Source organism: Methylophilus sp. DMC18 (genome assembly GCF_056314005.1).
On sequence record NZ_JBQUZE010000002.1, the window covers coordinates 240,171 to 261,605 of the forward strand.

Sequence of the window (21,435 nt, forward strand, 5' to 3'; positions counted from 1 at the left end):
AGTGAAAAGAATATTGATGGCGACCGCTCAGGTCGTTGAATAAAAGGAGCAAATAAATGGCTGAAATTACCGCAAGCATGGTGAAAGACTTACGTGAGCGCACCGATGCCCCAATGATGGACTGTAAAAAGGCTTTGACAGAAGCTGAAGGCGATATGGCCCGTGCGGAAGAAATTCTGCGTGTACGCTTTGGTAACAAGGCAAGCAAAGCGGCTGGCCGTGTGGCTGCAGAAGGCACCGTAGGCATCAGCATCACCGCTGATGGCAAACTGGGTACACTGATCGAAGTGAACTCTGAAACTGACTTCTGCGCCAAGAACGAAGAATTCCTCAAGTTTGTGAGCGAATTGGCGCAAACTGTAAATGAAAACAATCCTGCTGACATTGACGCGGTAGGCGCTTTACCATTGCGTGGCGAAACAGCGGAGTCTGTGCGTGCGCAACTGGTTGGTAAAATTGGTGAAAACATCACCCCACGTCGTTTTGTGCGTACACAAGCACAAGGCCAATTGTTCAGCTATGTGCATGGTAGCAAAATTGGTGTGCTGGTTGATCTGGTGGGTGGTGACGAAGCGCTGGGTAAAGACATTGCAATGCATATTGCTGCAGCCAAACCAAAATCGTTGGATGCCAGTGGTGTGGATGCTGCGCTGATTGAAGCCGAGCGTCGTGTGGCTATCGAAAAAGCCAAAGAAGCTGGCAAGCCAGAAGCCATGCTGGAAAAAATTGCAGAAGGTACGGTGCAGAAGTTCTTGAAAGAAGTGACTTTGCTGAGCCAGGCCTTTGTGAAAGATGACAAGCTGAGCATTGAGCAATTGCTGAAATCCAAAGGGGCAAGCGTGGCTTCTTTCAGCATGTACATCGTGGGTGAAGGCATTGAAAAAGCCGTAGTCGATTACGCGGCTGAAGTGGCTGCTGCTGCAAAAGTCTAATTGACTGGCTAGTAGCGTCTCACAAAAAGTGGAATCTTAGGATTCCACTTTTTTTATGGCTGAATTTTGTTTTATGGCTGAATTTTGGTTTTTATGGATCAGCCTTGTGGTTTTACCGCGAATCACTAGTTTTATTTCTAATTGCGCCTGCAACATCCAAAAAATGACGTTTTTGTGATTAAATAGGCACATTTTTGAGTTTGGGAAAATAATTATGGCACAACCTGTTTTCAAGCGCATATTACTCAAGTTATCAGGTGAAGCGCTGATGGGCGATGACGCATATGGCATTAATCGCGAAACAGTGACGGCTATTGTTGCGCAAGTCAAAGAAATCGTCAGTATGGGCGTACAGGTAGGCATAGTCATCGGCGGTGGCAATATTTTTCGCGGTGTTGCCCCTGCCGCAGAGGGTATGGACCGGGCAACTGCGGATTACATGGGTATGCTGGCCACGGTGATGAACGCGATGGCCTTGCAGGATGCCATGAAGCACGCAGGCTTGCCAGCACGTGTGCAGAGTGCATTGAATATTGAGGCGGTCGCTGAGCCTTATATCCGCGGTAAAGCCATTCGTTACCTGGAAGAAGGTAAGGTGGTGATTTTTGGCGCGGGTACTGGTAACCCGTTTTTTACCACGGACACGGCAGCTGCTTTGCGCGGCGTTGAGATTGATGCCGAAATTGTATTGAAGGCGACCAAGGTCGATGGCATTTACACGGCAGATCCGAAAAAAGATCCGACAGCGACCCGTTATGATATGGTGACCTACGACGAGGCGATCAATAAAAACCTCAAAGTGATGGATGCAACTGCATTTACGCTGTGCCGAGATCAGAAAATGCCGATTGCGGTATTCAGTATCTTTAAAGAAGGCGCGTTGAAGCGTGTCATTCTGGGTGAAAATGAAGGCACGCGCGTGATGGCTTAAGCCCCGCGCGTCGATTGGAGAATCAAATGGTTGAAGACATTAAAAAATCTGCCGAGCAGAAAATGCATAAATCGCTGGAGTCCCTGAAGGTGGATCTGGCAAAAATCCGTACTGGCCGTGCACACACCGGCTTGCTGGATCATGTGATGGTGGAGTACTACGGTTCTATGGTGGCAGTCAATCAGGTTGCGAATGTCAATTTGGGAGATGCACGTACCTTGAATGTGCAGCCTTACGAAAAAAACATGATTGCCAAAGTTGAAAAAGCGATTAGAGACTGTGATTTAGGGCTTAACCCTGCTACCAATGGTGATTTGATTCGCGTACCTATGCCAATGTTGACCGAAGAGCGTCGCCGCGACCTCGCCAAAATTGTGCGTCAGGAAGGCGAGGGCGCCAAAGTGGCGATCCGTAATGTGCGCCGTGATGCAAACGATGCGCTGAAAAAACTGATTAAAGACAAAGCTATTTCTGAAGATGATGAGCGCCGCGCACAAGATGAAGTGCAAAAAATGACAGACAAAGCCGTGGCGGAAGTCGATAAAATTCTGCAACAAAAAGAAGCGGACCTGATGGCTGTTTAACAGCCATTTGCGCGAACGGAAACTGTTTTGGGTTTTTTCTCAAGCTCTACCAAAGAAGTCCCGCCTGTTCAGGAAGTGCCCCAGCACGTCGCCGTCATTATGGATGGCAATGGGCGCTGGGCCAAAAAACGTTTTTTGCCCCGTGTCGCCGGGCATCAACGTGGCCTGGAATCTGTGCGCGCCATGGTCAAGGCCTGTGTCCGGCTGCAAATCAACTACCTCACCCTGTTTGCGTTTAGCAGTGAAAACTGGCGCCGCCCGCAGGAGGAAGTGACTTTTCTGATGAGCCTGTTTCTGGAGGCCCTGGACCGCGAAGTCAAGAAACTGCATGACGCCAATGTGATCCTGAAACTGATTGGCGATCGTAGTGCCTTTAACGCAGCATTACAGCAAAAAATGATCGAGGCCGAAGCGAAAACGGCTGCCAATACCGGGCTGGTGTTGACGATTGCTGTCAATTACGGTGGACGCTGGGATGTGGTCAATGCCATGAACCAGTTAATGCAGGCACGGCCCGACCTCAAGCAGATCGAGGAGTGTGATCTGTTGCCTTACCTTTCCATGCCATATGCGCCAGAGCCGGATTTGTTTATCCGCACCGGCGGTGAAACCCGTATCAGTAACTTTTTACTCTGGCAGTTGGCTTACACTGAATTGTATTTTACGCCCACCTTGTGGCCCGATTTTGATGATGACGCCTTTGAAGCCGCACTCTCTTCATACCGTCAACGTGAACGCCGCTTTGGCCGCACCAGTGAGCAACTGGTTGATGGTAGCGACGCCTAGAGAGACTAAAAGCAAGGATATGCTAAAAACAAGAATTGTGACCGCGGTTGTCTTGCTGGGATTGTTTTTGCCAGCCTTATTTTTGCTGCCATTGCTGGCTTGGGCCCTGATTATGTTGGGATTGTCGCTGGTCTGCCTGCGTGAATGGTCTGGCTTTTTGCAGTTTAATCGTGTGCAAACCACGGTGTATCTGGCAATTTCTAGTCTGGCGGGCGTAGTCCTGTTGTTTGGCCTGCTTAACCTGGGCTTTCACTGGTTTTTTTATCAATCGTTACAGGTATTTGCACTTGCCAGCCTATTCTGGCTATTGATTGTGCCAGTGGCCTTATACTTCAATACTTTTTTTAACAGTGCCTTTGTGAATGCATGGGTGGGTGCCGGACTGATGCTGTCGTTATGGATGGCGCTGGTTGTCGCAAAAGCGGTGAATCCCTATGTGCTGCTGGTGATTATTTCCACCATTTGGCTGGCTGACAGTGCGGCTTATTTTGCGGGTAAACAATTTGGCCGTCACAAACTGGCGCCAGCGATTAGTCCAGGCAAAACCTGGGAGGGCGTGCTTGGGGCGTTAATCGCCGTCACAGGCTATGCGGGGATTTTGTATGGCAGCGGCTGGGTGGCTACAGGCTGGATTTTCCCAGGCTTGTGGCTGGTGACGGTGGTGGGGATTTATGGCGATTTGTTTGAGTCATTTTTCAAGCGCCGAGCCAACCTCAAGGATAGTGGACAGTTTTTGCCTGGGCATGGCGGCTTGCTGGATCGGGTCGATGGCGTTGTGCCAGCGTTGCCGGTCGGGCTGTGCCTGCTGTTCTGGTTTCACTTCTGCGCGCAAGCTCATTCATTTTAAGAGGTTGATTTGCAATACGTCACCATACTAGGCAGCACTGGCACCATCGGTCAGCAGACGTTGGATGTGATTGCCCAGCATCCTGAGCGCTATGGTGTGTTCGCGCTGGCAGCACACAGTCGAGTTGACCTCATGTTGCAACAGTGTGCCCAATACCAGCCAAGATTTGCTGTGATGCAGGATGCGGAAGCCGCGCGACAACTAAAACAATGCCTGGCTGCCGAGCAACTGCCGGTGGAGGTATTGTCTGGCTTAGATGGCTTGAGTGAAGTCGCTGCGCATGAAGACGTTAGCATCGTGATGGCGGCCGTAGTTGGGGCTGCCGGATTGTTGCCTGCCTTGGCCGCGGCCCGTGCGGGTAAGAAAATCCTGCTGGCTAATAAAGAAACTCTGGTGATGGCTGGCCAATTGTTTATGGATGCCGTCAAGCAGGGTCAGGCCACCCTGCTGCCGATTGACAGCGAGCATAACGCGATCTTTCAGGCCATGCCGCGTCAGAGCTATCATGCGCTGGCAGATGTCGGTGTGAATCAGATTATTCTCACCGCGTCAGGCGGCCCGTTCCGCGGGTATACACAGACACAATTGCAGGAAGTGACGCCTGCCTTGGCGCTCAAGCACCCGAACTGGGTGATGGGTGCAAAAATTACGATAGACTCTTCCACCTTGATGAACAAGGGGCTGGAAGTGATCGAGGCGCGCTGGTTGTTTGATGCGCGTCCAGATCAGATAGAAGTAGTTGTGCATCCACAAAGTGTGATTCATTCCATGGTCTCTTATGTGGATGGCAGCATTCTGGCGCAACTGGGTAATCCAGACATGCGTACGCCGATTGCCTATGGCTTGGGCTATCCAGACCGAATTGCCTCTGGGGTCAAACCCTTGAGTTTGATTGACGTCGCCAAGCTGGAGTTCGAGGCGCCTGATACGCAACGTTTCCCCTGTTTGCATCTGGCTTATGAGGCCTTGGCTGCAGGCGGCACGGCGCCAGCAATCCTGAATGCCGCCAACGAAGTGGCGGTCGCTGCCTTTTTGCAGGAAAAAATCCATTATCTGGATATTCCATGCCTGATAGAACGTACCTTGCAATCGCTGCCGGTCGAAACAGTCAGCTCGATTGAGCAATTGCTGGCGGTTGATCAGCAGGCCAGACAGTTTGTCGAGCATGCGCTGGCTGCTCAGGCGGTCAGCCCCTTGCGCAAGGTGGCGAGTGTATGACTTCGGTCTGGGCTTTTATTGTCGCCATAGGCGTGCTGGTGACTATCCATGAGTTTGGCCACTATTTGGCCGCCCGCAGTTGTGGCGTGCGTGTCCTGAAATTTTCCATCGGCTTCGGTCGGCCGATTTTCAAGTTTCAAGCCCATCCCCAGGCCACAGAATGGGTGCTTTCCTGGATCCCGCTCGGCGGCTACGTCAAAATGCTGGATAGCCGTGAAGCGACTGAAATGCCTTCTCGTCCCGATGTGGATTGGTCACAGGCCTTTGATCGTCAGTCCATTGCGGCCAAAATGTGGATCGTATTTGCCGGCCCGCTGGCCAATCTGCTCCTGGCATTCGTGTGCTACTGGGGATTGATTGCGCAAGGCGAGACTGGCCTGAAACCCTTGATTGGTCCGGTCGAGCCTGGCTCATTGGCAGCGGCCGCCAAACTGCGCCAAGGCGACCTGATTGTATCGCTGGATGGTCAAGCGGTGGCGACCTGGCAAGAGGTGCAGTGGCAAATGCTGGGTCAATGGATGGCACACCGTAGCCTGCGTGTCGTGACCAAAACCCCGCAAGGCGAGCTGCATCAGCATCAGTTGCCGCTGCAACAGTTAGCGGGCGAGCCAGATGGCGAGGTGATGCAGAAAGTGGGTTTGGCCGTCTTGATGCCGACGGTGCCAGCAGTGATTGGGGAGGTCTTGCCTGGCTCGGTGGCTGAGAAAAGTGGCTTGCAGCCTGGGGATCGTATCCTCAAGGTGAATCAAAAGCCGATTGCAGACTGGCAGCAATTCGTCAAACTGGTCCGTGCGAGTCCCGAGCAAGCGCTCAAGCTGGAATACCAGCGGGCTGAAAGGTTCTATGAAGTCAAGCTGTTGCCAGAACTGACTCTGCAGGGTGGTCAGAAAATTGGCCGTCTGGGGGCGGCTGTGGATATGGCAGCAGTGGATTTGACGCCTTATCAAGTGGTCAGGCACTTTAGTCTGATGCAGGCGGCGGGCCGGGCGTTGGAAAAAATGCAGGAGACCATTGCCTTCACCCTCAAAATGTTGGGAAAAATGGTCACGGGTCAGGCATCACTCAAGGCGATCAGTGGCCCGGTCAGTATTGCCGATGCGGCTGGTGAGTCGGCCGATATGGGCATTAAACCCTACATCGGCTTTATTGCTTTGCTCAGTATCAGTATTGCGGTCATGAATCTGCTACCGATTCCAGTATTGGATGGCGGTCATTTGTTGTATCATATGGCGGAGTTGATACGAGGAGAACCGTTACCTGAACGTGTGCTGGCGATTGGTCAGCGACTGGGTTTGGGTATATTGGGCGCGTTAATGTTAATTGCTTTTTTTAACGACATTAATCGCTACCTGATTGGTTGAAAGCATAGTTAATGAGAATAAAATCAAGTTCCAAATTGTGGTTGGGTTTGTTAGCTGGGGTGATGCATTTCAGCGCTTACGCCACAGAACCGTTTGTCATTTCAGATATCCGCGTTGAAGGTTTGCAACGCACCGAGGCGGGGACTGTATTTAACTACCTGCCCATGCAGGTGGGCGATGTCATGAGTGATGAAAAAGCTGCGCAAGCGATTAAATCCCTCTATGCCACCGGATTTTTCAAGGATGTGCGTATTGAAAATGAAGGCGATGTGCTGGTTGTCACCGTTCAGGAACGCCCCTCTATCTCACAAATTGATTTTAGCGGAAACAAATCGTTTCAAACGGACAAAATCAAAGAGGGCCTGAAGCAGATCGGCATTGCCGAAGGGCAGATTTTTGATAAAGCCCAGTTAGATCGCGCCGAACAGGAAATCAAGCGCCAGTATCTGTCACAAGGCAAGTACAGCGCAGAGGTTAAAGCCACGGCAAGTCCGCTGGAGCGTAACCGCGTCGCTATCCGCTTTGAGATTACCGAAGGCCCTGCAGCCAAAATCCGCGATATCAATATCGTGGGTAATCATTTGTTTACCACGCAGGATTTGCGTGCAAACTTTCAACTGACGACCCCAAACTGGATGAGTTGGTGGAACAAGGATGACCAGTATTCCAAGCAAAAGCTGACGGCGGACCTAGAAGCCTTACGTTCGTTTTACATGAACCAGGGCTATCTGGAGTTTGCGATTGATTCCACCCAAGTTTCCATTTCGCCAGACAAGCGGGACGTGTATATCACCATCAATATCACCGAGGGTGATAAATACAATATCAGCAAAACCAAGCTGGCTGGCGAGACATTGCTGCCAGAAGACGATCTGCGCAAACTGATTAATATTCAGGATGGCGAAGTATTCAATCGCCAAAAAGTCACCGACGCCAGCAAAAACATCAATGACAAGCTGGGTGAAGAAGGCTATGCCTTTGCTAATGTCAACGCGGTGCCCGAGATCAACAAGCAAGAGCATACTGTTGCATTTACCTTCTTTGTTGATCCCGGCCGTAAAGTTTATGTCAGACGGATTAACGTACAAGGCAACACACGTACGCGTGACGCGGTGGTCAGACGCGAGATGCGTCAACTAGAGTCTGCCTGGTATGCAGGCGATAAAATCAAGCGTTCAAAAGAGCGTATCCAGCGCTTGAACTTCTTTGACACGGTCGAGCTGGAGACGCCTTCTGTCCCTGGCATCAATGATCAGGTCGATATGAACGTGACGGTTGCAGAAAAGGCCACCGGTAGTGTCCAGTTCGGTGCTGGTTTGTCCAGTAGCAGTGGCGTGATTCTGGGCTTCAACGTCAACCAGCCGAACTTCCTCGGCACCGGTAACCGTGTCGCGTTGGTGGTTAATACCAGTAACTACAATAAAACCTACTCGTTATCCTATACCAACCCATACTTCACCCCAGACGGGATCAGTCGTGGTTTTGATATTTACCGGCGTGATGTCAACACTGGTAATACCAATAGTAGTTTGTTAAATGTGGGTACGTATAGCAGCCGTTCTTATGGCGTGGGTGTTAACTTTGGTATGCCGCTGTCAGAAAGGGACTTTGTCAATGCCGGGCTGACGCTAGACTTTACCAATGTCAGTTTGAGTAGCAGCAGTCCGATCCAATACATTAACTTCTGCGGTAATACCAGTGGCTGTGACAGCAACTCCTTAGTGGCCAATGCCAGCTGGACCTTTGACTCCAGGGACAGCATTCTTTTCCCGCATCGCGGTGTGTTACAAAGACTCTCTGGCGAAGTCAGTGTGCCAGGACTCAATCTGCAGTATTACAAAACCACTTACCAGCATGCCTGGTATAAAGAGTTAAATGATAACTTTACCTTCATGCTGAACGGGCAAGTTGGCTATGCGAACAGTTATGGTGGTAAAAACTATCCTTTCTTTAAAAACTTTTATCTGGGTGGTGTAAACAGTGTCCGCGGTTTTGTGAACTCTTCATTAGGCCCTAGAGGTATAAACCCAACGTCAGGTTCAACCTATGCGCTGGGCGGCACCAAAGAGGTTTTAGGCAATGCGGAATTGTTTATGCCAGTGCCGTTCGTCACCCAGTCTAGTCAGTTCCGTCTGAGTGTGTTCTTGGATGCGGGGGGAGTTTACGGGCAAGATGATCCGATTAACTCGGAATATTTGCGTTTCTCAACCGGTGCAGGCGTGACCTGGGTGTCGCCATTTGGACCGTTGAAATTGGTACTGGCCAAGCCTTTGAATAGTAAAAGTTATGACAACACACAAGTGCTGCAATTCCAGTTTGGACAGCAGTTCTAACGCATGCAGTGTCAAATCACTCATCATGCTGGCGCGGAAAGGAGGACTCTCATGAGAAGCATCTGGTTTAGCGTGCTAGCGATTGTATTGTGTTGTGCTCATGCACAAGCCGCCGATTATTACAAAGTCGGGTATGTACAGGTGGACAAGCTTCTGCAAGAGGCACCGCAAACCGCCGAGACGGGTAAAAAGCTTGAAAAAGAGTTTAGTCCGCGCTCACTCGAGCTTGATAAGCTGCAAAAACAGATTCGTGAGTTGGAAACGCAGCTCGATCATGATCGTTCAAACCTGACTGAGTCAGATCGCCGCCTGAAAGAGCGTCAATTGAACAATTCACGCCTTGAATTTCAGAGCAAGCAGCGTGAATTGCGTGAAGATATTAATTTGCGCAAAAATGAAGAGCTGGCCTTGTTGCAAGAACGTATCAATAAAGCGGTGCAGACTGTGGCTGAGAACGAAGGCTATGATCTAGTCGCCTACAGTGGAGTTGCTTATGCCAGCAAGCGTATTGATATCACGGATAAAGTGCTGAAATTGCTAGGTAAAAAATAGAGATTTTGCCTGGCTTTGGGTTGTCCGCTGCTTAGTCATGTTGTTTTCGAGTTATTTTTCTAAAGTTGTTTTCTAGGGTTGTTTTTTTATGGCGCAACACTATACATTACAAGAGATTGTTGCGTCTCTGGGCGGTGAGCTATGGCTAGGCGAGCAGTCACAACATGCGAGCGCCCTGACCGTGTCTCGCATGGCTTCCTTGTCGCAGGCGCAGCCAGGCAGCATTGCTTTTTTTAACGATACCAAATATACACAATCCTTACAGGCCACCCAGGCATCTGCCATCATTTTACGGCCTGAGCATCAGCATTTAACGGCTCTGCCGTGTATTCTGACGGATAATCCTTATGCCTACTTCGCAAGGCTGTCCGCGCTATTGAATCCGCCGCGTACTTACCAGAACCAGATTCATGCAACCGCCGTGCTTGGGCAAGCGGTACAGCATGCGTCTGAGTTAACCGTTGAGGCGCAGGTTTATATTGGTGACCGCGTTGTGCTGGGCGAAGGGGTCAGAATTGGTGCCGGTTGCGTGATCGAAGACGATGTAAGCATTGGTGCGCATACCGTGCTGGAACCGCGTGTGGTGGTCAAGCATGGCAGCCAGATTGGCAGCCATTGCCATTTGTTTTCTGGCTGTATTATTGGAAATGATGGCTTTGGTTACGCAGAAGCGCAGGGCGAATGGGTTAAAATACCGCAGATAGGCCGGGTAGTGATCGGAAATCACGTGGATATCGGTGCAAATACCACAGTCGATCGCGGCGCTTTGGATGACACGGTCATTGCAGACGGTGTGAAGTTGGACAATTTAATACAGGTCGCCCATAATGTCCGCATTGGCGCGCATACGGTGATTGCTGGCTGCGTGGGCATCGCAGGAAGTGCAGTGATCGGTGAACATTGCAAAATCGGTGGCGCGGCCATGATTTTGGGCCATCTGCAGATTGCAGATGGTGTCACCATCTCGCCTGGTTCCATGATTATGCGCTCTATCCAGCAGGCAGGCACTTATACGGCGCTCATGCCATTCCAAAAACATGCAGACTGGTTGCGGACCGCGGCCAATATCCGGCATCTGGAACAATATCAGCTCAAGCTCAAGCAGCTTGAGCAAGCAATTAGCAATATACAGAGACATTCAAAAGATTGAGAGAGACTATGGCTGAGAACCCAATGAATAGCATGGATATTCATGAGATACTAGAACATTTACCGCACCGTTATCCGTTTGTGCTGGTTGACCGCGTACTGTCTATGGAGTTGGGTAAAGAGATCACCGCCGTCAAAAACGTTTCGGTCAACGAGCCTTATTTTCCAGGCCATTTTCCATACCACCCTGTGATGCCGGGCGTCTTGATTGTTGAGGCCATGGCACAGGCGGCAGCCATCCTGTCATTTAAAACGATGGGTACCAAGCCGACCAATGACTCCGTATATTATTTTGCTGGCATAGACAATGTGCGCTTTAAAAAGCCGGTGTCCCCAGGCGATCAGATCGTGCTCAATGTCAAAATTGACCGTATCCTGAAGGGTATCTGGAAATATGTCGCCGTGGCCAAAGTAGGAGACGAAGTGGTGGCCGAGGCCAACATGATGTGTATCCTGAAAGCCATTGAAAAATAACGATATGATACTGCGCTCATGAGGGCGTAGCAGGCGAAACATGCAAAGTTTGATTCATCCTACCGCAATTATTGATCCCAAAGCCGAGCTGGATAGCTCGGTCGAAGTGGGCGCGTATAGCACCATAGGTGCGGGTGTCCGTATTGATGCGGGTACCAAAATCGCCTCACATGTGGTGATTGAAGGCCCCACCACCATTGGTAAGCATAACGAGATTTTTCAATTCTCATCGCTAGGGGCAAAGCCACAAGACAAAAAATTCAAGGATGAGCCTACGCTGCTTGAAATCGGTGATCACAATGTCATCCGTGAGTTTTGTACCTTTAATCGTGGCACGGTTCAGGATAAAGGCACGACCAAAATCGGCAGTCATAACTGGATTATGGCTTATGTACATATTGCCCATGATTGCATCGTTGGCAACCATACCATCATGGCGAATAACTCCTCGCTGGCAGGGCATGTCACTATTTATGATCATGCCATTCTTGGCGGCTTTACCTTAATCCACCAATATTGCCAGATCGGTGAGCATATTATTACCGCGGTTGGGTCTGTGGTGTTCAAGGATATTCCGCCCTATGTGACGGCAGCGGGGTATGACGCGCAGCCGCATGGGATTAATGCCGAGGGCCTCAAGCGTAGAGGCTTTAATGCTGAGACCATACAGCAAATCAAGCGCGCCTATAAAGTGCTTTATCGTCAAGGCTTGTCGTTAGAAGAAGCAAAAGCGGCCTTGGCTGACATGGAAACATCCTGCCCGGAAATTGGCTTGATGACCCGTTTTCTCGCGCAGACCACGCGCGGCATTGTCCGTTAATTCACACAGATTATGGCTAAGATTGCAATGGTGGCGGGAGAGGCCTCCGGAGACTTGCTGGGCTATCACTTGATTCAGGAGCTGAAAGCAGCGCAACCTGACGTCGAGATTTTTGGCATTGCGGGTCCTAAAATGATGAGCCTGGGTGCCAAATCCTTATTCCCGATTGAACGTTTATCGGTACGTGGCTATCTTGAAGTGCTCAAGCATCTGTGGGGCCTGCTCAAGTTACGCCGCCAGTTGTACAAGCAGATTCTCACTGAAAAGCCGGATGTGTTCATCGGTATTGATGCCCCAGACTTTAACTTTTGGCTGGAGCGTAAGCTCAAAGCCAAGGGCATCGCGACTGTGCATTATGTCAGCCCCTCTATCTGGGCGTGGCGTAAAAACCGGATTCACAAAATCAAGCGGGCGGTTTCACATATGCTCGCCTTGTTTCCGTTTGAACCTGCGCTTTACCAGCAGGTCGGCGTGCCTGTCACCTATATCGGCCATCCTCTGGCGGATGCGCTACCGATGGAGCCGCCTGTTGAGCAAGCCCGCGAGAAACTCAAACTCAAAAAAGACACAGTGGTCATTGCGATGCTGCCTGGTAGCCGCCAGTCTGAGGTGACGTTTCATGCAGAACTTGTTCTGGAAACTGCGATTGTATTTGATCGCCTGATGCGTGAAAACGGCCAGCAAGCGCAGTTTCTGGTGCCATTGGTGACGCGAGAAACCCGTGATATTTTTACCAGTGCCTGGCACCAGTTATTAACGCAAAAACCTGAGACCAGCATAGACCTGCAAATCATGTTTGGTCACGCACATGATGCGATGACAGCCGCAGATGCGGTGCTGGTCGCCTCTGGCACGGCAACACTGGAAGCTGCGTTGCTCAAGAAGCCGATGGTCATTACCTACAAGATGTCCAATATGAGCTGGCAATTGCTTAAACGCATGCGTCTGCAGCCTTATGTTGGCTTGCCTAACATCCTGGCTGGTGAGTTTATTGTGCCTGAATTGCTGCAGGATGACGCGACTCCGGAGCGCATTGCGCAAACACTCTACAATCTGCTGGCTGATAAAGTTGGCTTGAGTGCGCTACAAGAAAAGTATCGCCATATTCACGCGCAGCTCAAGCAAAACAGCGCGCAAAAGGCGGCGGCTGTGATTAGACAATTTCTACAGGCTTAACTGCGATGCATATCCTGTGTGGTATTGATGAAGCAGGTAGGGGGCCTTTGGCTGGCGCAGTGTATGCCGCCGCAGTCATTCTGGATCCGTCCAGACCTATCGCAGGCCTGGCAGACTCGAAAAAGTTATCTGAAGCCAAGCGTGATGCACTGGCGATCACCATCAAAGAACAGGCTTTGGCCTGGGGCATCGCCAGCGTCAGTGCGCAAGACATTGATCGGATCAATATCTTGCAGGCCAGTCTGCTCGCCATGCAGCGCGCTTACCAGGCCATGTGCGACCAGTTTCATATACAGGCCACACTGATCCAGGTGGACGGTAATCGTAAACCTGTATTCCAGATCCCTTGTGAAGCCATTGTCAAAGGCGATAGCAAAGTGGCTGAAATTTCGGCAGCCTCTATTTTGGCCAAGACGGCCAGAGATGCTTCATTGCTGGAATTAGACGCGCAATATCCAGAGTATGGCTTTGCCCAGCATAAAGGCTATCCCACCGCGTTGCATCTTGAGCGACTGGCCTTACATGGCGTCACGCCTGAGCATAGGCGCAGTTATGCACCGGTTAAAAAACTGCTCATAGCCATGGACAGTTAAACACTTGGACGCCAGTCGCAATAAAAAAGCCGCTTTTTAAAAAGCGGCTTTTTTGTGACCTCAAGGCCAGAAAAACTTATTCGACCAGCAGTTCAGTCTTGCCGGATTTGCCATTCATTTCATCGGCATTCGGCAAGGGTTCTTTGCGTGCTGTAATGGTCGGCCAGACTTTTGCCAGACGGGCATTGAGTTCGATAAAGTGCTGCTGGTTGGCTGGCACATCATCTTCAGAGAAAATGGCTTCTGCCGGGCATTCGGCCACACACAGCGTGCAGTCAATGCACTCATCCGGGTTGATTGCCAGAAAGTTAGGGCCTTCAACAAAACAGTCTACCGGGCACACATCTACGCAGTCGGTATATTTGCACTGAATACAATTTTCGGTTACTACATAAGTCATGTTTTAAATCCTTTGTGGGCTTTTAGGGCCAAAACGATATTTTATTGCAATTTAGCCAAATTGACGATGGATGGCTTGGTGTGACATCCGCTTGCGCTGGTTTAGACAATCATGCCTGCGCCAACCGTGTTGTTGGTGCTCTCGTCAATGACGATAAAGGCGCCGGTGGCACGGTTTTTATCATAGCTGTCTACCATCAGCGGTTGCGCCAGCTTAAAGCTTACGCGGGCGATATCATTCATTTTGAGATCAGTAGTCGCCTGTTGCTCCAGCGTGTTGACGTCCACCTTGTATTGAATGCTGCCGATTTTCGCTTTGGATTCGCGTGTGGTGTGACGCACTATGTAAGTCCGTGCCGGCGACAATGGGGTTTCTGACAGCCAGCAGACATGTGCTTCAATGTGTTTGACGGCTTCAGGCGCTTGACTGGTTTTCACGATCATATCGCCGCGTGAGGTATCAATCTCATCTTCAAGCAGTAGGGTTACGCTTTGCTCCGTTTGCGCACGTTGCAGTTGCTCGGCACCCAGTTGAATCGCCTTGACTTTAGACTGGTAACCGTTCGGCAATACTGTGACCGCATCACCGACGGCGATTTCGCCGGACTCAACGCGCCCCATAAAGCCACGGAAATCATGCAGGTCGGGATTGGCTGAATCATGTGGGCGGCAGACAAACTGTACCGGGAAGCGGAAGGCTTCTGATGCCTCGCTATTTGAAGCCGGGGCCGCTTCCAGCAGCTCCAGCAAGGTTTCGCCCTGGTACCAGTTCAGATTCTCCAGACGGTCTACCAGCATGTCACCATTGAGTGCAGACATGGGGATGAATTTGATGTCACGCGCTTGCGCCAGACCGATCTCGGTGGCGAATGCCGTGTAATCCGCCTTGATTTTGTCAAAGACGGCTTGGTCATAATTGACCAGATCCATCTTGTTCACTGCCACGACAATATGGGGAATGCCGACCAGATGCGCCAGATAACTGTGGCGGCGGGTTTGGGTCAGTACGCCTTTACGCGCATCGATCAGGATAATGGCCAGATTAGCCGTTGATGCGGCGGTCACCATGTTGCGGGTGTACTGTTCGTGACCAGGGGCATCGGCGATGATGTATTTGCGGGTGCCGGTGCTGAAATAGCGGTAAGCCACATCAATGGTAATGCCTTGTTCACGCTCGGCTTGCAAACCATCGGTCAGCAAGGAGAGATCCACGGCTTCCATACCGCGTTTTTTCGAAGTACGTTCAATGTTGTTGAGCGTATCTGCCAGAATGGTTTTGGTGTCGTACAGCAAGCGGCCAATCAGCGTGCTTTTGCCATCATCCACACTGCCGCAGGTCATGAAGCGCAGCAAAGAGTCGTTGTGTTGTGTTGTCATATTAGAAATAACCTTCTTTCTTACGCTGCTCCATGGAAGCCTCGGAAGTTTGATCGTCCAGACGCGTTGCGCCGCGCTCGGTAATGGTGGTGGTGGCGGTTTCTACCACGATTTTGCTCACATCATCGGCATCAGAAATGACGGGCGCTGTACAGGTGACGTCACCGACGGTACGGAAACGTACCTGCATGTTGATGACTTCTTCACCGGCCTTGGGCTGGTTGATCAATTCGCCAGAAGTCAGCGGCACGTTGACCGGGAAAATCGCACCATGACGCATCACCACATCGCGCTGGTGGGCAAAGTAGATGCTAGGCAGCTCCAGTTTTTCACGCTCGATGTATTGCCAGACATCCATTTCTGTCCAGTTCGAGATCGGGAAGGCGCGGATGTTTTCCCCTTTGTGCACACGGGCGTTGTATAGGTTCCATAATTCCGGGCGCTGGTTTTTCGGATCCCATTGGCCAAACTCGTCACGGAAGCTCATGATCCGTTCCTTGGCGCGCGCTTTTTCTTCATCACGGCGGGCGCCGCCAATGCAGCAGTCAAAACCGAACTCTTCAATGGCTTCCAGCAGGGTCACCGACTGATGTTTGTTGCGTGGCTCATCCGGCGTTTTCAGCACCACAGTGCCACGCTTCATGGAGTCTTCCACTGAACGCACAATCAGGCGCTCGCCTAGCTCGGCAGCGCGCTGGTCACGGAAATTGACCACTTCCTGATAGTTGTGACCGGTGTCGATATGCATGAGCGGGAAAGGGAAGCGACCTGGGCGGAAGGCTTTTTCTGCCAGACGCAAAATGCACAACGAATCCTTGCCGCCGGAGAACAGCAACACAGGGTTGGCGCACTGACCAGCCACTTCACGCAGGATATGAATGGCTTCAGCTTCGAGCCAGTCGAGATGTGATAAAGGTTGTTTCGTTGTCATCTTAATTTATTACCAATCAAATTTTTACCGCCGATCAACGTAGATACACGCTCATTACTGCTTTAACGTTTTACCGGCAGTTAACTATTTCTTTACGTGCAAACCGCACTCTTTGCTGGTCGGATCTTCCCACCACCAGCGACCGGCACGGATATCTTCACCCATGGCGACGGCACGCGTACAAGGTGCACAGCCAATGCTGGGGTAAAACTGGTCATGCAGGGCGTTGTAAGGCACTTCATGCAACCGGATATAGGCCCAGACTTCTTTTTCTGTCCAGTCACTAAGCGGGTTGAATTTTTCCAGTTTGTTGCCTGCGTCAAATTCACGGACAGGCAAATTGCTGCGGGTGGTGGCTTGTTCAGCACGCATGCCGGTGATCCAGGCTTGTTTGCCAGCCAGTGCACGTTGCAGCGGCTCCACTTTGCGCATATGGCAGCAGGCCTTACGCAGTTCTATGCTGTCATAGAAGGCATTGATGCCCTGGCTACGCACATACTGCTCTACGGCTTCATGCTTGGGGAAAAACACCACCGGTTTGGTGGCGTAGGTGTGCTCAACTTCCCCCATCAGGGTGTAGGTTTCTGCGGGCAGTCGACCCGTGTCCAGTGAGAAAATCTCGATGGGCAGGGCCTCTTTGGCGATCAAGTCAGTCAACACCATGTCTTCAGCGCCATAGCTATTGGCAAAAGTGATGGCCGGAAACTCTGCCGCCGCAGACTGAAGCAGGGCTACTACTTGGGCGCGCTTGGCCTGGACAGAAGCAACCAGGGCTTCTGTCAGCTCAGGGCGTGTCGCAGGATTGCTGGCTGCCGGTTTGAGCATGCTGACGCCGAAACTCATGCGCGCTGTATCCTTCTCCACACTGGCACATCACCTACCGCGCCCTGATAGGGCTGGCTGAAGTCATTCAGGCTGGCCAGTGCATCTTCGGCCGAGCGGTCAGCACGAATTAAAAAGCTGGTGAAGCCTGCGCGCTTGTGAAAGAACAATTGATCACGCAATACATCGCCAATCGCGCGCAATTCGTTTTTAAACCCGTAACGCGTGCGTAGCCAGTTGCCCAAGGTGAAAATGCGGCCATCGGCAAAGCGTTCCACATAAATGGCGATGATTGGCAAACTGTTCAAATCTGCAAACTCAGCTTGCAGGGTCTCGGCAGTTTCATTGGTGGCCAGCACAATGCCAAGTTCACCCGCTGCCAGACGCGCTTGCAATTCGGCTTTGCGTGCTTGCCAGACGGTGAGGGGAACCAGAATCTTGCCGGTGGCAGGAATCTGGGTATTGGCAATTTGTTCCGGGCTGTAGGTTTGTTCGCCGGTGAGTTTAAATAGCACCACTTTACCCGCCTGTTTGCGAACAGATTCTTCTGCCGGCGCAGGCGGGATGACGCGGGTCCAGGTATCCGCCACAATGCTGGCGTGGCCGTTGGCATCAAGTTGAATTAATTGACTCATTATGCAGATTCCTTTTCAGCGTAGACATGGGCCTTGAACGGCGCCACGCCCAAACGACGTACCGTGTCGATAAAACGCTCTTCGTCGCTACGCTCACGCACATAGACCTCAATCAGGCGTTTGACTACGCCTGGCATTTCTTCTGCCGAGAATGAAGGGCCGATCACGGTACCGATGCTGGCATCATTACCTTGCTTGCCACCAATGGTGACCTGGTACCACTCCGAACCATCCTTATCCACACCCAGAATGCCGATATGGCCGACATGGTGATGGCCGCAGGCATTCATGCAACCAGAGATATTGAGCTCAAGGTCACCGATTTCATACAGGTAGTCCAGATTGTCGAACTGCATCTGAATGGCTTCGGCAATCGGAATCGATTTGGCATTGGCCAGGCTGCAGAAGTCACCGCCAGGGCAGCAGATAATATCCGTCAGCAAGCCGATGTTAGGCGTGGCCAGACCGGCTGCGCGGGCTTTTTCCCACACGGCAAATAGGTCGGACAATTGCACGTCGGCCAGGATCAGGTTTTGCTCGTGGGAGGAGCGCAGCTCGCCAAAACTGTAGGCATCGGCCAAGTCAGCCACCACGTGCATTTGCTCGCTGGTGATGTCTCCAGGCGCTTTGCCGTGTGGTTTGAGCGACAAGGTCACCGCGCGGTAACCCGGGACACGGTGTGCGTGGACACAACGTTTCACCCAGGCGGCAAAGGCAGGATTGCATGCGACCGCAGCGTCGAATGACGCATCATGCGCAGGCAGTGTTTTGTATGGCATGGGCTCAAAGTAATGTGCCACGCGGTCTAGTTCGGCTTGAGTGATGGTGAGTGGACCGTCTTTGAGGTGGGCCCATTCCTCATCTACCTGGCGTCTGAATTCATCAATGCCCAGCGCCTTCACCAGAATCTTGATGCGGGCTTTGTAAATGTTGTCACGACGGCCGTGAATGTTATATACACGGATCACTGCTTCGCAGTAAGACAACACATGTTGCCATTCCAGATGTTCGCGAATCACAGTGCCCAGGATCGGTGTACGGCCCAAGCCACCACCCACCCAGACTTTGATCGCCATCTGGCCTTGTGCGTCTTTGTAAAATTCGAGGCCAATGTCATGCGCCTGCACAATCGCACGGTCTTGTTCAGTGCCTGAGACGGCAATCTTGAACTTGCGTGGCAACAGGGCGAATTCAGGGTGGAAGGTACTCCACTGGCGCATGATTTCAGCAATGGCGCGCGGATCAATGATCTCGTCGGGCGCAATGCCGGCAAACTGGTCGGTCGTGATATTACGGATGCAGTTGCCTGAGGTTTGAATGGCGTGCATTTCTACCGTCGCCAGTTCAGCCAGAATCTCCGGGGTGTCTTCCAGTTTGGGCCAATTGAGCTGCAAGTTCTGACGGGTACTAAAGTGACCATAGCCACGGTCATAGCGCTTGGCAATGTCTGCCAGTTTGCGTAATTGTTTGCTGGACATGAGTCCGTAAGGTACGGCAATCCGCAGCATCGGTGCATGGCGCTGAATATACAGGCCGTTTTGCAGACGCAGTGGGCGGAACTCTTCATCCGTGAGTTCGCCTGCCAAATAGCGGCGGGTCTGGTCGCGGTACTGGGCGACACGTTCATTAACAATTTGTTGGTCTATAGGATCGTATTTGTACATGCTTGAGTCACTTTGTTCGCAAAAAGCGAAGAGGCAGTATTTTAATGGAAAACTAGCTTAAAGCCTACATAAATCAATATCATAGCCAAGGCAATACGTACCCAGTGTTCTGCAACACGTGAGCTCATATGGCTACCCAGGTAAATGCCCGGTATGGAACCGATCAGCAAGGTGCCGAGTAACTGGTAGTCTATGGTGCCCAGGGAGGCATGGCCGAGACCAGCCACCAGCGTTAGCGGGACGGCATGCGCAATATCACTGCCGACAATCGTGGTGATTTTCTCCTTGGGATATAACAGAATGAGTGCTGTTACCCCAAGCGCGCCCGCACCGACCGAGGTCAGCGTGACCAGCGCGCCCAGTACCACCCCGAGTAATACGGTGGCCGGAGGTACGTAATGGGCTGGAATCCATTCGTCTTTGGAGACTAAAGCGATTAATTTGTTGCGTAACAGCACGGCCGCTGAGGTCACCATCAAGGCAATGCCTAACCAGAATTTGATTGTGGATACCACTTCGCCTGACTGTAAATCCATGCTGTGCAAGGCCCACAGGGTTAACAGAGACGCTGGAACGCTACCCATGGCCAAGCGTTTGACGATACGCCAGTCAATATTCCCCAGTTTGCCATGCGCAAAAATCCCCACAGATTTTGTGATCGAGGCATAGAGCAGGTCTGTCCCTACGGCGACGGCGGGCTTGATGTTATAAATAAGCAACAAAATCGGCGTCATTAATGAGCCGCCGCCAACGCCCGTCAGACCAACCAAAAAGCCCACGACAAAGCCTGCCAATATGTATCCGAATTCCATGAGGAGTATCTTGAAAAGTTAAGCGCGGCATCATAACAAGTTTTTAAGTGTTGATTTAATAATAAATTCTTCTATGATATAGCTTTTGGTTATAAAGGGTGATCTATGAAGTTTCACCAGTTACGGTATGTGCATGAGGTGGTGCGGCAGCATTTGAATATTTCTGCTGCCTCTGAGGCATTGCATACCTCCCAACCTGGGGTCAGCAAGCAAATCCAGCTGTTAGAAGAAGAGTTGGGATTGCAGATTTTTCAGCGTAATGGCAAACGCCTCATCGGCGTGACTGAGCCTGGCCGTAAAATTGTCGAGCTGGCCGCGCGTGTCATGCTGGACATGCAGAATATCAAACGGGTGGGCGACGAATACAGCCGCGAAGACAGTGGTGAACTGACCATTGCCACTACCCATACGCAAGCGCGTTATCGCCTGCCTGCTGCGGTCAAGCAGTTCATGGCGCAGTATCCCAATGTGAAATTGACGATTCATCAGGGCAACCCGTCGCAAGTCACCGAACAGGTTGCTGCCGGAGAAGCCGATATCGGCATTGCGACCGAGAACATCAGCAAGGATGAGCGTTTGTCGTGCTTGCCATGCTACAGCTGGAACCGGTGCCTGGTCGTGCCGTCGCAACATCCCTTGCTGGAAAAAAAAACCATCAGCCTGAAAGATCTGGTCAACTATCCGCTGATCACCTATGACTTTGCCTTTACTGGCGGCACACTGGTGTCTAAAGTCTTTCACGATGCCGGTCTTCAGCCCAATGTGGTGTTTACGGCGATTGATGCCGACGTGATCAAAACCTATGTCAATCTGGGGCTGGGTATTGGGTTGATTGCCAATATGGCTTATGAGGAAACCCGCGATGCACCGCTAAAAAGCCTGGACTGCAGCCATCTATTTCCTGACAGCACCACTTATCTGGGTGTGCGCAGGGATGCTTTTTTGCGTGATTACATGCTTAACTTTATTACCATGCTGTCACCGCAATATGACAAGCGCAGTGTGCAACGGGCCTTGCATCAGGACTTGTGATGCGCGT

Annotated in this window: 22 protein-coding genes; 15 read left to right on the plus strand and 7 right to left on the minus strand. The window is 51.3% G+C overall.

The window, feature by feature from the left end; genetic code table 11:
• Nucleotides 1-56: 56 nt before the first annotated feature.
• The 14 genes from tsf to rnhB all read left to right on the plus strand — a co-directional run bounded on the left by tsf (nt 57) and on the right by rnhB (nt 13,756).
• A complete protein-coding gene (tsf, locus tag ACT53G_RS05055; protein WP_275355717.1) occupies nt 57-932 on the plus strand; it encodes a translation elongation factor Ts in 876 nt (291 codons plus the stop codon).
• 214 nt (nt 933-1,146) lie between these two features.
• Entirely contained in the window at nt 1,147-1,863 is a 717-nt protein-coding gene (pyrH, locus tag ACT53G_RS05060) for a UMP kinase (protein ID WP_194748107.1), read from the plus strand.
• Nucleotides 1,864-1,877: 14 nt separating this feature from the next.
• Nucleotides 1,878-2,447, plus strand: coding sequence for a ribosome recycling factor (gene frr, locus ACT53G_RS05065; protein ID WP_445241971.1), 570 nt, complete (start codon nt 1,878-1,880; stop codon nt 2,445-2,447).
• 27 nt (nt 2,448-2,474) lie between these two features.
• The gene (gene uppS, locus ACT53G_RS05070; RefSeq protein WP_338654650.1) at nt 2,475-3,233 is read left to right on the plus strand and encodes a polyprenyl diphosphate synthase; all 759 of its coding nucleotides are present in this window, start codon (nt 2,475-2,477) and stop codon (nt 3,231-3,233) included.
• A 19-nt stretch (nt 3,234-3,252) separates the two neighbouring features.
• Nucleotides 3,253-4,080, plus strand: a complete 828-nt coding sequence (locus tag ACT53G_RS05075; protein WP_275355710.1) for a phosphatidate cytidylyltransferase — start codon at nt 3,253-3,255, stop codon at nt 4,078-4,080.
• A gap of 9 nt (nt 4,081-4,089) precedes the next feature.
• Complete coding sequence (gene ispC, locus ACT53G_RS05080) at nt 4,090-5,298, plus strand: 1-deoxy-D-xylulose-5-phosphate reductoisomerase (protein ID WP_476168866.1); 1,209 nt, start codon at nt 4,090-4,092, stop codon at nt 5,296-5,298.
• Nucleotides 5,295-6,659 (plus strand): RIP metalloprotease RseP, encoded by a 1,365-nt coding sequence (gene rseP, locus ACT53G_RS05085; protein WP_476168867.1) that lies wholly within the window; start codon nt 5,295-5,297, stop codon nt 6,657-6,659. The genes ispC and rseP overlap by 4 nt, the downstream gene beginning before the upstream one ends.
• Before the next feature lie 11 nt (nt 6,660-6,670).
• On the plus strand, nt 6,671-8,992 hold the full coding sequence (gene bamA / locus ACT53G_RS05090; RefSeq protein ID WP_476154317.1) for an outer membrane protein assembly factor BamA: 2,322 nt from the start codon (nt 6,671-6,673) through the stop codon (nt 8,990-8,992).
• Between the two features lie 51 nt (nt 8,993-9,043).
• Complete coding sequence (locus tag ACT53G_RS05095; RefSeq protein ID WP_275355704.1) at nt 9,044-9,544, plus strand: OmpH/Skp family outer membrane protein; 501 nt, start codon at nt 9,044-9,046, stop codon at nt 9,542-9,544.
• An 88-nt stretch (nt 9,545-9,632) separates the two neighbouring features.
• Nucleotides 9,633-10,694, plus strand: coding sequence for a UDP-3-O-(3-hydroxymyristoyl)glucosamine N-acyltransferase (lpxD, locus tag ACT53G_RS05100; protein ID WP_476168868.1), 1,062 nt, complete (start codon nt 9,633-9,635; stop codon nt 10,692-10,694).
• Nucleotides 10,695-10,702: 8 nt separating this feature from the next.
• Nucleotides 10,703-11,167, plus strand: coding sequence for a 3-hydroxyacyl-ACP dehydratase FabZ (gene fabZ, locus ACT53G_RS05105; RefSeq protein WP_194748091.1), 465 nt, complete (start codon nt 10,703-10,705; stop codon nt 11,165-11,167).
• 40 nt (nt 11,168-11,207) lie between these two features.
• Nucleotides 11,208-11,987 carry an acyl-ACP--UDP-N-acetylglucosamine O-acyltransferase gene (lpxA, locus tag ACT53G_RS05110; protein ID WP_338654634.1) on the plus strand — a complete coding sequence of 260 codons (780 nt, stop codon included), beginning with the start codon at nt 11,208-11,210 and terminating at the stop codon, nt 11,985-11,987.
• A 12-nt stretch (nt 11,988-11,999) separates the two neighbouring features.
• Nucleotides 12,000-13,163 carry a lipid-A-disaccharide synthase gene (gene lpxB / locus ACT53G_RS05115; RefSeq protein ID WP_194748087.1) on the plus strand — a complete coding sequence of 388 codons (1,164 nt, stop codon included), beginning with the start codon at nt 12,000-12,002 and terminating at the stop codon, nt 13,161-13,163.
• A 5-nt stretch (nt 13,164-13,168) separates the two neighbouring features.
• A complete protein-coding gene (gene rnhB / locus ACT53G_RS05120) occupies nt 13,169-13,756 on the plus strand; it encodes a ribonuclease HII (protein WP_476168869.1) in 588 nt (195 codons plus the stop codon).
• Between the two features lie 76 nt (nt 13,757-13,832).
• On the opposite strand, the gene fdxA is transcribed toward rnhB, so the two are convergent.
• The 7 genes from fdxA to ACT53G_RS05155 all read right to left on the minus strand — a co-directional run bounded on the left by fdxA (nt 13,833) and on the right by ACT53G_RS05155 (nt 20,396).
• Nucleotides 13,833-14,156 carry a ferredoxin FdxA gene (gene fdxA, locus ACT53G_RS05125; protein ID WP_194748085.1) on the minus strand — a complete coding sequence of 108 codons (324 nt, stop codon included), beginning with the start codon at nt 14,154-14,156 and terminating at the stop codon, nt 13,833-13,835.
• Between the two features lie 101 nt (nt 14,157-14,257).
• The gene (gene cysN / locus ACT53G_RS05130; RefSeq protein ID WP_194748083.1) at nt 14,258-15,532 is read right to left on the minus strand and encodes a sulfate adenylyltransferase subunit CysN; all 1,275 of its coding nucleotides are present in this window, start codon (nt 15,530-15,532) and stop codon (nt 14,258-14,260) included.
• Between the two features lies 1 nt (nt 15,533).
• Entirely contained in the window at nt 15,534-16,463 is a 930-nt protein-coding gene (gene cysD / locus ACT53G_RS05135) for a sulfate adenylyltransferase subunit CysD (RefSeq protein ID WP_194748082.1), read from the minus strand.
• A gap of 84 nt (nt 16,464-16,547) precedes the next feature.
• Nucleotides 16,548-17,306, minus strand: coding sequence for a phosphoadenylyl-sulfate reductase (locus tag ACT53G_RS05140; RefSeq protein ID WP_379075659.1), 759 nt, complete (start codon nt 17,304-17,306; stop codon nt 16,548-16,550).
• Complete coding sequence (locus tag ACT53G_RS05145; RefSeq protein WP_476168870.1) at nt 17,303-17,920, minus strand: DUF934 domain-containing protein; 618 nt, start codon at nt 17,918-17,920, stop codon at nt 17,303-17,305. The genes ACT53G_RS05140 and ACT53G_RS05145 overlap by 4 nt, the downstream gene beginning before the upstream one ends.
• The gene (locus ACT53G_RS05150) at nt 17,920-19,584 is read right to left on the minus strand and encodes a nitrite/sulfite reductase (protein WP_476168871.1); all 1,665 of its coding nucleotides are present in this window, start codon (nt 19,582-19,584) and stop codon (nt 17,920-17,922) included. The genes ACT53G_RS05145 and ACT53G_RS05150 overlap by 1 nt, the downstream gene beginning before the upstream one ends.
• 41 nt (nt 19,585-19,625) lie before the next feature.
• Nucleotides 19,626-20,396 carry a sulfite exporter TauE/SafE family protein gene (locus tag ACT53G_RS05155; protein WP_194748074.1) on the minus strand — a complete coding sequence of 257 codons (771 nt, stop codon included), beginning with the start codon at nt 20,394-20,396 and terminating at the stop codon, nt 19,626-19,628.
• 105 nt (nt 20,397-20,501) lie between these two features.
• On the opposite strand from ACT53G_RS05155, the gene ACT53G_RS05160 reads away from it, so the two are divergent.
• Nucleotides 20,502-21,428: a CysB family HTH-type transcriptional regulator gene (locus tag ACT53G_RS05160; protein WP_194748072.1), complete on the plus strand. Its 927-nt coding sequence runs from the start codon at nt 20,502-20,504 to the stop codon at nt 21,426-21,428.
• The last annotated feature ends 7 nt before the right edge of the window (nt 21,429-21,435 follow it).

Excerpts from the sequence above, each read along its gene's own strand:
- tsf (WP_275355717.1), top strand. The coding sequence starts at position 57 with ATGGCTGAAATTACCGCAAGCATGGTGAAAGACTTACGTGAGCGCACC.
- pyrH (WP_194748107.1), top strand. The coding sequence starts at position 1,147 with ATGGCACAACCTGTTTTCAAGCGCATATTACTCAAGTTATCAGGTGAA.
- ACT53G_RS05075 (WP_275355710.1), top strand. The coding sequence starts at position 3,253 with ATGCTAAAAACAAGAATTGTGACCGCGGTTGTCTTGCTGGGATTGTTT.
- rseP (WP_476168867.1), top strand. The coding sequence starts at position 5,295 with ATGACTTCGGTCTGGGCTTTTATTGTCGCCATAGGCGTGCTGGTGACT.
- bamA (WP_476154317.1), top strand. The coding sequence starts at position 6,671 with ATGAGAATAAAATCAAGTTCCAAATTGTGGTTGGGTTTGTTAGCTGGG.
- ACT53G_RS05095 (WP_275355704.1), top strand. The coding sequence starts at position 9,044 with ATGAGAAGCATCTGGTTTAGCGTGCTAGCGATTGTATTGTGTTGTGCT.
- lpxD (WP_476168868.1), top strand. The coding sequence starts at position 9,633 with ATGGCGCAACACTATACATTACAAGAGATTGTTGCGTCTCTGGGCGGT.
- fabZ (WP_194748091.1), top strand. The coding sequence starts at position 10,703 with ATGGCTGAGAACCCAATGAATAGCATGGATATTCATGAGATACTAGAA.
- lpxA (WP_338654634.1), top strand. The coding sequence starts at position 11,208 with ATGCAAAGTTTGATTCATCCTACCGCAATTATTGATCCCAAAGCCGAG.
- lpxB (WP_194748087.1), top strand. The coding sequence starts at position 12,000 with ATGGCTAAGATTGCAATGGTGGCGGGAGAGGCCTCCGGAGACTTGCTG.
- rnhB (WP_476168869.1), top strand. The coding sequence starts at position 13,169 with ATGCATATCCTGTGTGGTATTGATGAAGCAGGTAGGGGGCCTTTGGCT.
- fdxA (WP_194748085.1), bottom strand. The coding sequence starts at position 14,156 with ATGACTTATGTAGTAACCGAAAATTGTATTCAGTGCAAATATACCGAC.
- cysN (WP_194748083.1), bottom strand. The coding sequence starts at position 15,532 with ATGACAACACAACACAACGACTCTTTGCTGCGCTTCATGACCTGCGGC.
- cysD (WP_194748082.1), bottom strand. The coding sequence starts at position 16,463 with ATGACAACGAAACAACCTTTATCACATCTCGACTGGCTCGAAGCTGAA.
- ACT53G_RS05140 (WP_379075659.1), bottom strand. The coding sequence starts at position 17,306 with ATGAGTTTCGGCGTCAGCATGCTCAAACCGGCAGCCAGCAATCCTGCG.
- ACT53G_RS05145 (WP_476168870.1), bottom strand. The coding sequence starts at position 17,920 with ATGAGTCAATTAATTCAACTTGATGCCAACGGCCACGCCAGCATTGTG.
- ACT53G_RS05150 (WP_476168871.1), bottom strand. The coding sequence starts at position 19,584 with ATGTACAAATACGATCCTATAGACCAACAAATTGTTAATGAACGTGTC.
- ACT53G_RS05155 (WP_194748074.1), bottom strand. The coding sequence starts at position 20,396 with ATGGAATTCGGATACATATTGGCAGGCTTTGTCGTGGGCTTTTTGGTT.
- ACT53G_RS05160 (WP_194748072.1), top strand. The coding sequence starts at position 20,502 with ATGAAGTTTCACCAGTTACGGTATGTGCATGAGGTGGTGCGGCAGCAT.